The sequence below is a fragment of the Streptomyces sp. NPDC030809 genome, assembly GCF_055572195.1.
This window is the reverse complement of the sequence record NZ_JBVIDV010000004.1, coordinates 338,119-352,835: the sequence shown is the minus strand read 5'-3', so window position 1 is coordinate 352,835 and position 14,717 is coordinate 338,119. Positions and strand designations below refer to the sequence as shown.

Annotated in this window: 11 protein-coding genes and 1 pseudogene; 4 read left to right on the top strand and 8 right to left on the bottom strand. The window is 73.5% G+C overall.

What is annotated here, in order from left to right; genetic code table 11:
• Positions 1-203: 203 nt before the first annotated feature.
• The 6 genes and pseudogenes from ACZ407_RS08310 to ACZ407_RS08285 all read right to left on the bottom strand — a co-directional run bounded on the left by ACZ407_RS08310 (position 204) and on the right by ACZ407_RS08285 (position 7,365).
• Entirely contained in the window at positions 204-1,262 is a 1,059-nt protein-coding gene (locus ACZ407_RS08310; protein WP_468126491.1) for a BMP family lipoprotein, read from the bottom strand.
• Positions 1,263-1,503: 241 nt separating this feature from the next.
• Complete coding sequence (locus ACZ407_RS08305) at positions 1,504-2,748, bottom strand: amidohydrolase (protein WP_468126590.1); 1,245 nt, start codon at positions 2,746-2,748, stop codon at positions 1,504-1,506.
• A gap of 137 nt (positions 2,749-2,885) precedes the next feature.
• Positions 2,886-4,190: a hypothetical protein gene (locus ACZ407_RS08300; RefSeq protein WP_468126489.1), complete on the bottom strand. Its 1,305-nt coding sequence runs from the start codon at positions 4,188-4,190 to the stop codon at positions 2,886-2,888.
• A 47-nt stretch (positions 4,191-4,237) separates the two neighbouring features.
• Positions 4,238-5,170, bottom strand: coding sequence for an N-acetylneuraminate synthase family protein (locus ACZ407_RS08295; protein WP_468126589.1), 933 nt, complete (start codon positions 5,168-5,170; stop codon positions 4,238-4,240).
• Between the two features lie 471 nt (positions 5,171-5,641).
• Positions 5,642-6,058: pseudogene (locus tag ACZ407_RS08290) on the bottom strand (acylneuraminate cytidylyltransferase family protein); the annotation flags it as partial.
• Positions 6,055-7,365 carry a DUF6716 putative glycosyltransferase gene (locus ACZ407_RS08285; protein WP_468126587.1) on the bottom strand — a complete coding sequence of 437 codons (1,311 nt, stop codon included), beginning with the start codon at positions 7,363-7,365 and terminating at the stop codon, positions 6,055-6,057. The pseudogene ACZ407_RS08290 and the gene ACZ407_RS08285, both read right to left, overlap by 4 nt.
• Before the next feature lie 237 nt (positions 7,366-7,602).
• Between ACZ407_RS08285 and ACZ407_RS08280 the strand changes: the two genes are divergently transcribed.
• Genes ACZ407_RS08280 through ACZ407_RS08270 form a run of 3 tightly spaced genes read left to right on the top strand, consistent with a single transcriptional unit; the run spans position 7,603 to position 11,203 of the window.
• Positions 7,603-8,580, top strand: a complete 978-nt coding sequence (locus ACZ407_RS08280) for a glycosyltransferase family 2 protein (RefSeq protein WP_468126487.1) — start codon at positions 7,603-7,605, stop codon at positions 8,578-8,580.
• Positions 8,580-10,007 carry a polysialyltransferase family glycosyltransferase gene (locus ACZ407_RS08275; protein ID WP_468126485.1) on the top strand — a complete coding sequence of 476 codons (1,428 nt, stop codon included), beginning with the start codon at positions 8,580-8,582 and terminating at the stop codon, positions 10,005-10,007. The genes ACZ407_RS08280 and ACZ407_RS08275 overlap by 1 nt, the downstream gene beginning before the upstream one ends.
• Positions 10,004-11,203, top strand: coding sequence for an acyltransferase family protein (locus tag ACZ407_RS08270; protein WP_468126483.1), 1,200 nt, complete (start codon positions 10,004-10,006; stop codon positions 11,201-11,203). Before ACZ407_RS08275 ends, ACZ407_RS08270 begins: the two co-directional genes overlap by 4 nt.
• 49 nt (positions 11,204-11,252) lie before the next feature.
• Here ACZ407_RS08270 and leuE read toward each other — a convergent pair whose 3' ends face one another.
• Together leuE and ACZ407_RS08260 are read right to left on the bottom strand one after the other, a co-directional pair.
• Complete coding sequence (gene leuE, locus ACZ407_RS08265; protein WP_468126481.1) at positions 11,253-11,921, bottom strand: leucine efflux protein LeuE; 669 nt, start codon at positions 11,919-11,921, stop codon at positions 11,253-11,255.
• A 66-nt stretch (positions 11,922-11,987) separates the two neighbouring features.
• Positions 11,988-13,571 (bottom strand): acyl-CoA mutase large subunit family protein, encoded by a 1,584-nt coding sequence (locus ACZ407_RS08260; protein ID WP_468126479.1) that lies wholly within the window; start codon positions 13,569-13,571, stop codon positions 11,988-11,990.
• A 117-nt stretch (positions 13,572-13,688) separates the two neighbouring features.
• Between ACZ407_RS08260 and ACZ407_RS08255 the strand changes: the two genes are divergently transcribed.
• Positions 13,689-14,522: a L,D-transpeptidase family protein gene (locus ACZ407_RS08255; RefSeq protein ID WP_468126585.1), complete on the top strand. Its 834-nt coding sequence runs from the start codon at positions 13,689-13,691 to the stop codon at positions 14,520-14,522.
• Positions 14,523-14,717: the final 195 nt, after the last annotated feature.

The window sequence follows — 14,717 nt, the reverse complement described above, 5'->3', positions numbered from 1 at the left end:
TTGATGACGCACTCTCCTCGACGGGAAGGAGCGGAAGGCAGGAAGGACAGGGCGGGTCGTGAAGGTATCGCGTCCACGAGACCTCTACGCGCGTAGCACTGTCGAAAGTGAAAAGTTCAGGCCACAAAAGCGGCCCGGGGTCCGGGAGCGGCGAAGAGACCGCTACCCGGACCCCGGCGACCGTCAGATCGAGACGACCTGCCTTACGGCGCGGTCTTGACCTTGATCTTGCCGGCGATGATGTCGGCCTTGGCCTTGTCGACGGCGGCGATCAGCTCGGCCATCTTCTTGTACTCCGGGTTGGAGTCGGCCAGGCCGACGCCGTCCTTGTCGAGGCCGTAGCGGACCTCGCCGGACTGCGGCTTGCCGTCCTTGACGGACTTGATCAGGTTGAAGACCGCGTCCGAGACGTCCTTGGTGACGGAGGTCAGGATCTTGTCCTTGAACTTCGCCAGGCCCGCCTGGTTGTACTGGTCCGAGTCCACACCGATGGCCCACTTGCCGGCGGTGGACGCGGCCTCGATCGCGCCGGAGCCGGCGAGACCGGCGGCGGCGTAGACCACGTCGGCGCCCTTGGCGATCTGGCCCTGGGCGGCGGCCTTGCCGAGGTCCGGCTTGGCGAAGCCCTCGAAGTTCGGCGGCTGCGACAGGTACTGGGTCAGCACCTCGGCCTTGGGGTTGGTGTCCTTGACGCCCTGGACGTAACCGGCCTCGAACTTCTTGATCAGCGGGACCTCGACACCGCCGATGAAGCCGACCTTGCCGGTCTTGGACGCCTTGGCGGCGGCGACGCCGGCCAGGTAGGAGCCCTGCTCCTCGTTGAAGACCAGGTTCGCGATGTTCGGGGCGGTCACCGAGGTGTCGTCGATGATGCCGAAGGTGGTCTTCGGGAACTTCGCGGCGACCTTCTTGATGGCCGGGGCGTAGGCGAAGCCGACGCCAATGACCGGGTTGCTGCCCTTGCGCGCGAGCTCGGTGAGGCGCTGCACCTTGTCGGCGTCGCTCTCGCCCTCGGTCGGCTCGGCCTCCGCGCCCTTGACGCCCAGGTCCTTCTCGGCCTTCTCCAGGCCCGCGTAGGCGGCGTCGTTGAACGACTGGTCGCCACGGCCGCCGATGTCGTACGCGATGGCGGCGGTGGTGCCGGCCTTCGTCGAGTCCGAGGACCCGGTGTCCGTGGACTTCTTGCCACCGCAGGCGGTGGCGGAGAGTGCGAGGGCCGTGGACGCAAGGCCCACGGTTGCGATCCTGGTGATCCGGCGCAAGGGGAGGCTCCTTCAAAACCTGACCGAAGCGCCACTGACCGGCGCTGGTTTCGCGGCGATCGTAACGCGCGTAGATGTCAGTTAAAGGCCCGTTCAGGAGTCGTTATCGGATCGTCGCGAACCGGACAGTGACCGGCTGGTAACCCGATTGGCCCAGAACCCTGTTGTCACGGGGGCTGCGGGGGGCGTCCCGGACCCCGTGCGGGGTCCGGGACAGGGGCGGAAAAACTTTGACCTACCGTTACGAAACGGGCCGCGCGCGGCGGGCGTCGAGCAGTGCGGCGGCGGTGAACAGCTCCACTCCGACGGCGATCGCGGACTCGTCCACGTCGAAGTCGCCGCGGTGCAGATCGCGCTTGACGGTGTCACCCGGGGTGCGGACACCCAGACGGGCCATCGCGCCGGGCACCTGCTCCAGGTACCAGGAGAAGTCCTCGCCGCCGAGGCTCTGCTCGGTGTCCTCCACGGCGTGCGCCCCGCGGCGGGCGGTCATCGCGTCCCGCAGCAGTTCGGTGACCGCCGGGTCGTTCACCACCGGCGGCACCCCGCGCACGTAGGTGATCTCGGACTTGGCCCCGTGCAGGGTGGCCACCTCGTCGATGGCCGCGTGCACCAGGTCGGGCGCGTCGTGCCAGGCGTTGATGTCGAGGCAGCGGATGGTGCCGGAGAGCTCCGCGCGCATCGGGATGACGTTGCACGCGTGGCCGGATTCGATCCGTCCCCAGGTCACCGAGAGCCCGGAGCGGCTGTCGATGCGGCGGGCGAGCACGGCGGGCACGTCGGTGGCGACGCGGGCGGCCGCGGTGACCAGGTCGGTCGTCAGGTGCGGGCGGGCGGTGTGGCCGCCGGGGCCCGAGAGGGCGACCTCCAGCCGGTCGCAGGCGGAGGTGATGGGGCCGGAGCGCAGGCCGATCTTGCCGGCGTCCACGCGCGGGTCGCAGTGCACGGCGATCATCTGGCCCACCCCGTCCAGCACCCCGGACTCGATGGCCTCGGCGGCGCCTCCCGGCAGCACCTCCTCGGCGGGCTGGAACAGCAGCCGGACCGGGCGGGGCAGCAGGCCCTCGCGGTGCAGCTGGGCCAGGACCAGGCCGGTGCCGAGCACGGTGGTGGTGTGCACGTCGTGGCCGCAGGCGTGGGCGCGGTCCGGGATGGTGGAACGGTACGGCACCCCGACCTTGGCGTCGGGGATGGGCAGGGCGTCGATGTCCGCGCGCAGGGCCAGCATCGGCCGCTTGCCATCCCAGGTCCCGATGTCGCAGATCAGGCCGGTTCCGGTGGCCAGGACCCGGGGCCGCAGTCCGGCTTTCTCGAGTCTGGCCTTGATCGCGGCGGTGGTCCGGAACTCCTGGTGTCCCAGCTCGGGATGCATGTGCAAGTCCCGGCGGAACGCGATCAGTTCGGCACGCAGGTGCTCCGGGAGCTTGCCGGGCAGCGCCGGCTCGGCCGGCTCTCCGGGCAGGACGGTCTGGGACTCGCGGGACATCAACTGGTTCACCCGTTTAAGGGTAGGCGCACCCCAGGGCCAACTGGCTGGAGATCAAGAAAAGTTCAGCCCGTTAGGGGAAGAAAAACCGGCTTCCAGACGCATAGCCCCCCGGCGCTGGGGGTAAACTCCGCCGCTCATCCGGCCGGGGAGGGTGCCGGGAGCCCCCCGGACACCGCACTGAGCCTGTGCACGTCACGTGCGGTATCGGTGACGCCGGCGAGGAAGCTCCGGGCCCGCGGGGAGGCCCGTCCGGTGAGCCAGCCGGGGTCGATGTCCGCCACGGCGACCGTGACGCCGGTTCCGGCGAGTGCGTAGGGCAGCGTGTGGACGACCGTGGACGGAAAGCTGACGATCGTACGACCGACGGGCCCCCGGCGTGCAATGAGTTCGAGGGGGAGGTCCGGGCGCACGATCTCCAGCCCGGTCGCCTCGGCGAGGGCGCGCAGCTTGTCGTTGCTCTCGCGCCGGTGCGCGAAGTAGCGGCCGGCGCCGTGGGCGCGGGCCAGGTCGCGGACCCCGGCCAGGTACCGGTCCGGGTCCACCACCCCGGTCTCGACCAGGGAGGTGCCGACGAGGTCGGTGCCCCGGGCGATCCGCGGCGGGCCGAAGGCGGACCGGGTCCACGCGAACTCGTTGACCCGCAGCCGGACCCCCTCGGGGGCGGTGACCGGCATGGAGCTGAACACCTCCACCCGCCGTCCGGGGCCCGGCGTGAAGCGGCGGCGCGCGGCGCCCGAGAGCGGCGCGTACGCCAGCTCGCGGGTGCGCCCGGCCAGGCCGCGGCCGCCGGCCCGGTGCCAGCGCACCAGCCGCTCCCCGCCGGCCAGCTGGGCGACGAACTCCATGGTGGCCGTGCCGTCGTCCACGACGACCAGCTCCTCGGCCGTCACCAGGGCCAGCAGCAGCTGCACGTACCGCGAGAAGGGGTCGCCGACCACGATCCGGCGGGCCCGGCGCAGGGTGCGCGCGAGCGCGGCGAGGGCCTTGACCGGGGCCGCGCCGCCGCCGCGCGCCTCCTGCCAGCGGACCCGGTGGCCGGCGTCCCGGGCCAGCGCGGCCATCCGCCGCAGCTGGCCGCGGGACATCGGGTCCACCGGGGGCAGGACGACGATCAGCAGCCCGTCGGCCGCGGCGCCGGCGCCCGGGGCCTCGGCGACGGGCGCCGCGTCTTCGGCGGGGGCGTCGGCGCCCGCGGCCTCGTCGGCCGCCCTCTCCCCCGGCGGCCCGTCCGCGGAGGCGCGCCGACGGGCCGAGGGCTGCGCCGGTACGCGGTCCAGGAGGGCGGGGCCCGGGGCCGCCCCGCCCAGGGGTCCGGCGCCCGGAGGCGGGGATCCCGGCCGCGCCCCGTCCCGTACGGCCCGTGCGTGCGCCCATTCCAGGACGTTCAGCAGCTGGACCGGGCTCTCCACGAAGGCCAGGGTGTTCGCGTGCGCTGTCACGGCGTACTCCTCGGGTCGGGCGGGCCGTACGGGCGGGACGGCGGGACTCAGGCGGTGGCGCCGGCGAGCACGGCGCGCTCGGCGACCTCGCCCTGCACCCGCCGGAGCTTCTTCATCGGGCCGAGCTCGGAGTCGTAGACCTTCTTCACGCCGTCGCCGAGGGCGGTCTCGATGGTGCGGATGTCGCGGACCAGCCGCTGGAGGCCGCCGGGCTCGACGGAGGCGGCCTGGTCGGAGCCCCACATGGCCCGGTCGAGGGTGATGTGGCGCTCGACGAAGGCGGCGCCGAGGGCCACGGCGGCAAGGGTGGTCTGCAGGCCGGTCTCGTGGCCGCTGTAGCCGATCGGGACGTTCGGGTACTCCTCCTGGAGGGTGTTGATCACGCGCAGGTTGAGCTCCTCGGCCTTGGCCGGGTACGTGGAGGTGGCGTGGCAGAGCAGGATGTTCTCGCTGCCGAGCACCTCCACCGCGTGCCGGATCTGCTGCGGGGTGGACATGCCGGTGGAGAGGATCACCGTGCGACCGGTGGCGCGCAGGGCGCGCAGCAGCTCGTCGTCGGTGAGCGAGGCGGAGGCCACCTTGTGGGCCGGCACGTCGAACTTCTCCAGGAAGGCGACGGCCTCGGTGTCCCAGGGGGAGGCGAACCAGTCGATGCCGCGCTGGGCGCAGTGCTCGTCGATGGCCCGGTACTCCGCCTCGCCGAACTCGACGCGGTGCCGGTACTCGATGTACGTCATCCGGCCCCAGGGGGTGTCCCGCTCGATGTCCCACTGGTCGCGCGGGGTGCAGATCTCCGGGGTGCGCTTCTGGAACTTCACGGCGTCGCAGCCGGCCTCGGCGGCGGCGTCGATCAGGGCGAAGGCGTTGCCGAGGTCGCCGTTGTGGTTGATGCCGATCTCGCCGACGACGTAGACGGGCCGGCCGGGGCCGGCGGTGCGGGAGCCGAGGCGGCGCAGGCGGGGGGAGGCGGGGGTGCTCATGGCAGGGGACGTCCTTCGGGGGTGAGGTGTACGGGGTGCCGGGAGGAGGGCGGGGACTGCTCCGGGGTGGCCGCCCTCCGGGGCGGGGAGCCGGGCCGGGTCGTGGATGCCGGGGGCCTGCGCGGTCTCGGGCCGGGCGTCCCGTTCCGGTGCGGAGGGGGCGTCCAGGAGGGGTGCGAGGACGCGGGCCCGGGAGAGGTCGTGCGGGTCATCGATCTCCAGCACGCGGGCCGGGTCGGTGTGGACCGGCAGGATGCGGCCGAAGAAGCGGTGGCGGGCGGCGCGGAAGCCGGCGGCGTCCATCGCGTACGCGGCCCCCGTCTCCAGCAGGTCGAGGGGGCGGTCCTGGCGGCGCGGGCGGTGCGACTCGTCGTGGTTGACCCCGTAGCCGGTGCGCCCGGAGGGGACCGCGCTCTCGCGCCACAGGAAGCCGTGGAAGGGGGCCACCGTCAGCGCCGAGTCGGCGCCGCGCCCGGTGACCGCCTCGGCCACCCCGGCGATCTCGGCGGCGGTGAGGAAGGGGCTGGTCGCCTGGACCAGGAGCACCGTGTCCACCCGCGTGCCGCGCATCTGCTCGAAGGCGTCCATGGCGTGCAGGACGGCGGACTCGCTGGTGGCGGTGTCCCCCGCCAGGTCCGCGGGCCGGGGCACGACCTCGGCTCCGGCGGCGCGGGCGGCCGCGGCGATCGCCTCGTCGTCGGTGGAGACGACCACGTCGGTGACCGGGCCGGCCTCCCGGCAGGCCCGGACCGCCCGGGCGACCAGCGGGAGGCCGCCGACCTCGGCGAGGTTCTTCGCGGGCACCCCCTTGGAGCCGCCGCGGGCCGGGATGACGGCGAGGACGACGGGGCGGGCGGCGGGGCCGCCGGGGGCGGGGCTGAGGTTCACAGGTCTCCCATCCGGCGGATGGCCGGGGCCACCCGCTGTACGCCCTGCCGGTAGGCGCCGCGCGCCGCGTCCCGCAGGGCCGAGCGCACGTGGCGCCGCAGTGTCGAGTCCCCGGCCGCCGGGCGTACGGCTCCGGGCAGCGGGGTGCCGTCGGGGCCGAGGTGGTGGCGGGCGAGGAGGCCCGGCAGGTAGCCGGGCGCAGTGGCGGGCGTGTAATAGGGGGCGATCACGGGCAGCCGGTCCCGGGCGGCCAAGAGGGCCACCCGCTCGCGGGCGGTGTCGAAGGCCCGGTCGTGGGGCCGGCCGGCGCCGCCGATGCCCTGGCGGGCCAGCCAGTGCGGGTCGGGCTGCGGCCGCAGGCCCTCGTCGAGCTGGTCCCAGGAGGCGAGGCAGCCGGAGCCGAGGAAGTGGTGGTTGCCGAGGGACTCGCGGATGCCGAGGTCGGTGAGCACGGCGGTGGGGATCCCCCGGTGCAGGGACTCCAGCGCGGCCGTGGAGCTGACCGTCACCAGCAGGTCGGTGCGGTCGAGGACCTCGCCCATGTTCCCGTAGACCAGGCGGCAGTTGGCGGGCAGGCCGCCGGGGAGCCGCGCGGCGAGCCGCTGGTAGGGCAGCTCTTCGAGGTGGGTGGTGTGCTCGCCGGGCTTGCTGCGCAGCTTGACCAGCACCTCGCGGTCGGGGTGCCGGCGGGCGTGCCCGGCGGCGCGGCGCAGCAGGTAGCCGCGGTCGGCGCGGCTCTCGGGGACCGAGGGCTGGGCGGCGAAGACCACGGTGTGCGGACGGGAGGTGCGCTGCTCGTACGGGGCTCCGCCGAGGAAGGGCAGCGCGGTCTCGGTCACGGCCGAGGGGTCGGCGCCGACGCCCTCGTACACGGCGCGGAACCGGTCGGCGTCGTGGCGGGAGTTGGCGAGGACCAGGTCGGCGCCGTGCCGCAGCAGCAGGCCGTCGGCGAGCTTCTCGTAGACCACTCCCACGTACCCGGTGACGACGACGGGCCGCCGCGCGGGCTCCGGCCACAGGGCGCGCATGCCGTGCAGCACGGCCTGGACGGCCCCGCCGACCAGGGCGAGCACGACCACGTCGTAGCGGCCCTCGGGACCGCCGGCGGCGGCGCGGCGCATGGCGGCGAGGAATTCCGCGCAGGTCACCTCCTCCAGCCGGTCGGCGCGGACGCCGACTTCACCGAGCTGGCGGGCGGTGGGCGTGGCCCGGCCGCGCAGCAGGAATCCGGTGAGGGCCGGTTCGGGGGCGAGGCGGCGGGCGGTGAGTGCGCCCCATTTCCACCGCGTATCGGAATCGGCGAGCACGGCGACCCGCAGGGCGGAGGGTGCGCTTACGCCGCTGGTACTTACTGGCACGCTCCGAAGCTAGGGCGGAATTCCCGTGGACGGCCCAACGAGCGCACAACAGCGGGTTAACAGCCCGCCGACGGATTGCAAATGCGTCCGGGAACGGGGCGGGTTAACACCTCGGATGCCCAGCGTTCACGGAAATTCCCTTTCCGGGCCACGGTGAATGCCCGGCCGCGGCCTAATGTCACGCAGGTGGTCAAGCTCTCTGTCGTCGTGCCGTTCTTCAACGTGCAGACATACGCACCAGACGCCCTGCGGAGCCTGCGCGCGAACGCGCGGGACGGCTTCGAGTTCATCCTCGTCGACGACTGCTCCTCGGACGGGACGCCCGCGCTCCTGGAGCGGGCGGCCCGCGAGCTGCCCGGCGCGGTGCACATCCGGCACGAGCAGAACGGCGGGCTCGCGACCGCGCGGAACACCGGGATCGACGCGGCGAACGGCGAGTACCTGGCGTTCATGGACGGGGACGACTGGCTCGCCCCCGGTCACCTGGCCCGGGTGCTGGCCGCCGCCGAGGAGCTGGGCTGCGACTTCGTACGCACCGACCACGTGGAGTGCACGGGCCGGAACCGGGTCGTGCGGCGGGTGCCGCACGGCCCGCAGGGCGAGGTGCTGGACCCGCGCGCGGCCATCCTGCCGGCCGACCGCTCCACCTCGGTGGACTACCCGTTCGCCTGGGCGGGCCTGTACCACCGGCGGCTGCTGGACCGGGGGCTGCTGCACTTCACCGACGGGCTGCGCACCGCCGAGGACCGGCCGTGGATCTGGCGGCTGCACCGGGAGGCGGCGAGCTTCGCGGCCGTCGGCCTGCCGGGGATCTTCTACCGGCGCGGAGTGACCACTTCGCTGACGCAGATCGGCGACGTGCGCCGGCTCGACTTCATCCGGGCGTTCGACCAGGTGCTGCGGGAAACGGCCCGGGACCGGGAAGCCGATCTCCTGATGCCGAAGGCCGTCCGCACCTATTGCGCGATCATTTCCCACCATCTCGGATCGATCGAGAGTTTCGAACCGGCCGTGGCCCGAAAACTCCGCTCGATGAGTGCGGCCGCTCTGCACCGCATGCCGCAGGACGTACTGGAAAACGTGCTGAATTCCATGGACACGGAACGGTCGCTACGGCTGCGCAGGCTGCGGCGGCGGGCCGCGGGCCCGGAGGTGGCCGCCTGATGGGGACCGCCGGCCGCCGCACCACGCAGATCTTCCTCGCCTCCACCCTCTACGGCACGGCCACGCTCGCGGCCGCCCTGGACGCCGGCTGCTTCGGCCCGGCGGACCGCCGGGTGCTGCTCGTCAGCAACAACGCGGCGGTACCGGAGACCACCCCGGGCCCGGCGGACATGCCGGGCTTCGCACGACTGGCCGCGCGCTTCGACGAGGTGCGGGACTGGAACGCCGTCATCGAGCCCTTCCACCCGGGCGGCTGGCAGCCGCGCGCGGAGGACGCCCCGCTGTGGGAGCGCCAGCTGCGCGCCCTGTGGGGGCTCGGGGAGGACCGGATCGAGCTGGTCGTCGAGTCCGTGCAGGTGGCCCCGGCGCAGGCGCTGGTCCAGCTGTTCCCCGGCAGCCCGGTCGAGGTGTACGCGGACGGCCTGATGAGCTACGGGCCCACGCGCAGCAAGCTGGACCCGCAGCTCGGGGTCCGGATCCGGCGGCTGCTCCACCTCGACCTGGTGCCGGGCCTGGAGCCGCTGCTGCTCACGGAGTTCGGCGTGCCGGCGCAGATCGTGCCCGCGGAGGCCTTCCGCACGGTCCTCGACGAGCTGGCCGCGGACCCGGAGTGCGGCCTCGGCCCGGAGCACGGGGAGCTGGAGCACGGGGACCCGGAGCACGGGGAGGGTTCCGCGGCCGGGGGCGCCGCCGCCGAGCGGCCCGCGGTGCTGCTGGGCCAGTACCTGTCCGCCCTGGGTCTGATCACGCCGCAGGAAGAGGAGGAGCTGCACGTACGGATGGTCCGCGGGGCCCATGCCCTCGGCCACCGCCGGATGGTCTTCAAGCCGCACCCGAGCGCCCCGGCCCGCTGGTCGCGGATGGTCGAGGAGGAGGCCGCCCGGCTGGGCGTCCGGCTCACCGTGGCCGGCTCCCCCGTGCTCGCCGAGGTGCTCTACCGGCAGCTGGAGCCGGCCCTCGTGGCCGGCTGCTTCTCCACCGGGCTGCTGACCGCCTCCACCCTGTACGGGATCCCCGTCGCGCGCACCGGCACCGGCCTGCTGCTCGACCGGCTCACCCCGTACCAGAACAGCAACCGGGTGCCGCTGACCCTCGTGGACGCCCTGCTGCCCGAGCTGGAGGACCCGGCGGCGGTACGCGCCTGGACCCCGCCCGGCCCCGCGGTGCTGGAGGAGACCGGCGAGCTGGTCACCGCCGTCGGGTACGCGATGCAGGCGCAGATCCTCGCCCCGCGGCGGGCCGAGGCCGAGCGCTACCTCGCCCGCCGGCTCGACGCGCGCACCTGGCGGTACTTCAAGAGGCGCCGGCTGACCGCACTCGGCCTGCCCGGCGCGGTCCCGCCCCAGCTGGCGTTCATCCCGCGCAGCCCGGCCGTACGGCGGGTGGTCCGCCGGGTCCGGCACCTGAGCCGGACCGCACTCGGATGACCGCGACAGCCGTCCCCGCCCCGGCCGGTCCGCCGCCGGGCCCCGGGGAGGCGTCCGGGACGGCGGGGGCGTCCGGGACCGCGGGGCCGTCCGCGACCGCGGGGGCGTCCGGGACGGCGGGGGCGTCCGCTCGGCCCGGGCCGCCGGTGCGGCTGCGGGCCCTGGACGGGCTGCGCCTGCTGGCCGCCCTGATGGTGGCCGGCTATCACTACGCGGGGCGCGACGGCGAGGTGGCCCGGGCCTGGGGGGCCTCCCCGCGCGAGCTGTTCCCGGCCGCATCGCCCTGGCTCGCGTACGGCTGCCTCGGGGTGCAGGTCTTCTTCGTGATCAGCGGGTTCGTGATCTGCATGAGCGCCTGGAACCGGCCGCTGCGGTCGTTCTTCGCCTCCCGCGCGGCCCGTCTCTACCCGGCGTACTGGGCGGCGATCGTGCTGGTCACGGCGGTGTTCGCGGTGCCGTGGGCGGCGCAGCGGACCGTGTCCGGCTCCGATTTCCTGGTCAACCTGACGATGCTCCAGCAGCCGCTGGGCGCCGAGCGGGTGCTCGGGGTGTGCTGGACCCTCTGGGCCGAGCTGCGCTTCTACGCCCTGTTCGCGCTGTTCGTGGTGCTGCCCGGCGGCGGGCGGCGGCGGACCCTGCTGTTCTGCGCGGTGTGGACGCTGGCCGCGGCCGTGACGGACATGGCGGACCTCGGCCGCAACCACGTCCTCCAGCAGCTGCTCATGCCGCAGTACGCGCCGTTCTTCGTCGGCGGCATCGGGCTCCACCTCGTGTACCGCGACCGGCGGGACGCGCTCGCCTGGGGCACGGCCCTGGCCGGCTGGCTGCTGGGGCAGCACTACGCGGTGGCCGGGCTGTGGCACGCCCCGGACCCGCGGTTCTTCTCGTACCGCAGTGCGGCCGTGATCGTGGCCGTGGTCACCGCCGGCTTCCTGGCGGTGGCCCTGATCGCGGTGGGCCGGCTGGACTGGATGAGCTGGCGCGGGCTGACGGTGGCGGGGGCCCTCACGTACCCGTTCTACCTGGTGCACGAGCACCTGGGCTGGGTGGCGATCCGGCTGCTGCACCGCGCGCTCGGCCTGCCGCCGCTCGCCGCCCTGGCCGGCTCGGTCGCCCTGATGCTGGGGCTGGCCTGGCTGCTGTACCGGCTGGTGGAACGCCCGCTGACCCCGCTGATCCGCCGGGCCCTGGGCTGAGCCCGGGTGGGGCACGGGGCCCAACCGGCCCGGCCCGGCTCGGCCCGGCTCAGCTCAGCGCGAGCTTCGCCGCGAAGCCGAGGAAGAGGACGCCCGCGGCCGAGGTCGCCCCGGCCGACAGCCGCTTGCGCCGCCGGAAGGCCTCGGACAGCCGGGCGCCGCTGAATATGAGCGTGCTCAGGTACAAGAAGCTGAACAGCTGGCCGATCGCCCCCAGCAGCAGGAAGGACAGCGCGGGGTAGGCGTAGTCCGGGTCCACGAACTGCACGAAGAAGGACAGCAGGAAGAGGATGGCCTTCGGGTTCAGCAGGCTGACCACCAGCGCCCGCCGGTAGGGCCGCTCGGCGGCCGGCCCGGCCTGCGCCGCCCCCGCCTGCGCCTCCTGCGCCGCATCCTGCTCCTGGCGTATCGCCCGGGCCCGCCACATGCCCAGGGCCGCGCGCATCATCCCGACCGCGAGCCAGGCCAGGTATCCGGCGCCCAGCACCTTGACCGCGCCGAACAGCAGCGGGCTCGCCTGGAGCAGCGCCCCGGCGCCGACGGCGGCCAGCACCATGAGCACGGTGTCGCCCGTGAACACCCCGCACGCGGCGCGGTAGCCGTCCCGCACCCCGCGGCGGGAGGCCACGGACAGCACGTACAGCGAGTTCGGCCCCGGCAGCAGAATGATCAGCACCAGGGCCGCGAGGTAGGTCGGCAGATCGGTCACACCCAGCATGCGAAGGAGTGTCGCACAGGGGTGCGACAGCCTCCTCCGGGATTTCCACAGGCCCGCTGGAGCGCCTCACCAGGCGGAGTCGGCGGGCACGTACGTCCCCCACACCTCCCGCAGCGCATCGCAGACCTCGCCCACCGTCGCCCGCGCCCGCAGCGCCTCCTTCATCGGGCGGAGGACGTTGTCCGTGCCCGCCGCCGCCCGCCGCAGCGCGGCCAGCTCCCGCGCCACGGCCGCACCGTCCCGGTCCGCCCGCAGCCGGGCCAGCCGCTCCGCCTGCCGCTCCTCGATCGCCGGATCCACCCGCAGCGGCTCGTACGGCTCCTCCTCTTCGAGGGTGAAGCGGTTGACCCCGACGACCACCCGGTCGCCGCGGTCGGTCTCCTGCGCGATCCGGTAGGCGTTCCGCTCGATCTCGGCCTTCTGGAACCCGCGCTCGATCGCCGCGACCGCCCCGCCGAGCCCGGCCACCCGGTCCATGAGGTCCACGGCCGCCGCCTCCAGCCCGTCGGTCATCGCCTCGACCACGTACGAGCCGGCGAAGGGATCCACCGTGGCCGTCACATCGGTCTCGTACGCCAGGACCTGCTGGGTGCGCAGTGCCAGCCGGGCCGACTTCTCGGTGGGCAGCGCGATGGCCTCGTCGAAGGAGTTGGTGTGCAGCGACTGGGTGCCGCCGAGCACCGCCGCCAGCCCCTGCACCGCCACCCGCACCAGGTTGACCTCCGGCTGCTGGGCCGTCAGCTGCACCCCCGCGGTCTGCGTGTGGAAGCGCAGCATCATCGACTTGGGGTCCCGCGCCCCGAACTCCTCCTTCATGACGCGGGCCCAGATCCGCCGGGCGGCACGGAACTTCGCGACCTCCTCCAGCAAGGTGGTGCGCGCGACGAAGAAGAAGGAGAGCCGGGGGGCGAACTCGTCCACGTCCATGCCGGCGGCAACGGCCGTGCGGACGTACTCGATCCCGTCGGCGAGGGTGAACGCCACCTCCTGTGCGGGCGAGGCCCCGGCCTCCGCCATGTGGTAGCCGGAGATGGAGATGGTGTTCCAGCGGGGGATCTCGGTCCGGCAGTACCGGAACACGTCCGCGATCAGCCGCAGGGAGGGGCCGGGCGGGAAGATGTACGTCCCGCGCGCGATGTACTCCTTGAGCACGTCGTTCTGGATCGTGCCCGTCAGCCGCCCGGCGGGCACCCCCTGTTCCTCCCCCACCAGCTGGTAGAGCAGGAGCAGCAGGGCGGCGGGTGCGTTGATCGTCATCGAGGTGGAGACCCGGTCGAGGGGGATCCCCTCGAAGAGCACCCGCATGTCCTCGACCGAGTCGACGGCGACCCCGACCTTGCCCACCTCGCCGTGGGCGAGCGGGGCATCGCTGTCGTAGCCCATCTGGGTGGGGAGGTCGAAGGCGACGGACAGGCCGGTGGTGCCGTGCTCGATCAGCTGCCGGTACCGGGCGTTGGACTCGGCGGCCGTGCCGAAGCCGGCGTACTGGCGCATCGTCCAGGGCCGTCCGGTGTACATCGTCGGATGGACCCCGCGGGTGAACGGGTACGCCCCGGGCTCCCCCAGCTGCTGCGCCGGATCCCATTCCCGCTGGTCCGCAGGCCCGTAGACCGGCCGGATGGGCAGTCCCGACTCCGTCTCGCGCGCCATGTGCCGTACCTCCGTGGAGTCGCAGGGTCACGTCCTGGCAACATCGTCCCGCCGTCCGCAACCGTGCGCGTCCGGGCGGCATCCATTACGTACACACGCAGATAACGGGGGACAGTGATGCGCCGTAATACCGTCATAATCCACACATTCGCGGCAGTCGCGGCCATCGCGCTGGCGGCGGGCTGCAATCCGGCGGCCGCCGGACCGGACCCGTCCGCTGCCGCTCCTTCCGGCAGCAGCACCTCGGCCGCCCCTTCGGCCCGCCCCTCGCAGGACGACAAGCCGGCGGGCGAGGGCAGCCCCTCGGCGGCGCCGGGGGCGAAGGTGCTGCTGAAGGACGGCACCGAGAACGAGCAGGTACGGGAACTCCAGGCCCGCCTGAAGCAGCTGGGCCTGTTCAAGCGCAGCCCGACGGCGTTCTACGGGTCGATCACCGGGACCGCGGTGAAGGCCTTCCAGGAGAAGCAGGGGCTGCCGGCGACCGGTTCCGTGGACGAGCAGACCTGGCAGAAGCTGCTCGGGGCGACCCGCAAGCCCACCGAGAGCGAGCTGCGGCCGCCGACCACCAACGAGCTCGACACGCCGGACCCGCGGTGCATGACCGGCCGCGTGATGTGCATCAGCAAGGAGAGCCGGACCCTCGCCTGGATGATCGACGGCAAGGTGGTCTCGGCGATGGACGTGCGCTTCGGCTCCGAGAACACCCCGACCCGCGAGGGGCTGTTCAGCGTGGAGTGGAAGGCCCGCAAGTGGACCTCGACGCTGTACCACACGCCCATGCCGTACGCGATGTTCTTCAGCCGGGGCCAGGCGGTGCACTACTCCGCGGACTTCGCGGCCCGCGGCTACGCGGGAGCCTCGCACGGCTGCGTGAACGTCCGGGACAAGGCGAAGCTCGCGGTGCTGTTCGACCAGGTGAAGGTGGGCGACAAGGTCGTCGTCTACTGGTGACGCGGCCGTCCCGGCGGGGGATCCGGTCCGCCCGCCGGGACCTCGTCGACCGGTGGCGGAAGAAGGGGGGCGGGGGGGGGGGGGGGGGGGGGGGGGGGGGGGAGAGGGGGGGGGGTTACTGCACCGATAGGAAAATGCTATGAGCATAAGAGGCGAGTACGACACGACGGATAGACCCGACGTGCGTTGCGCGAC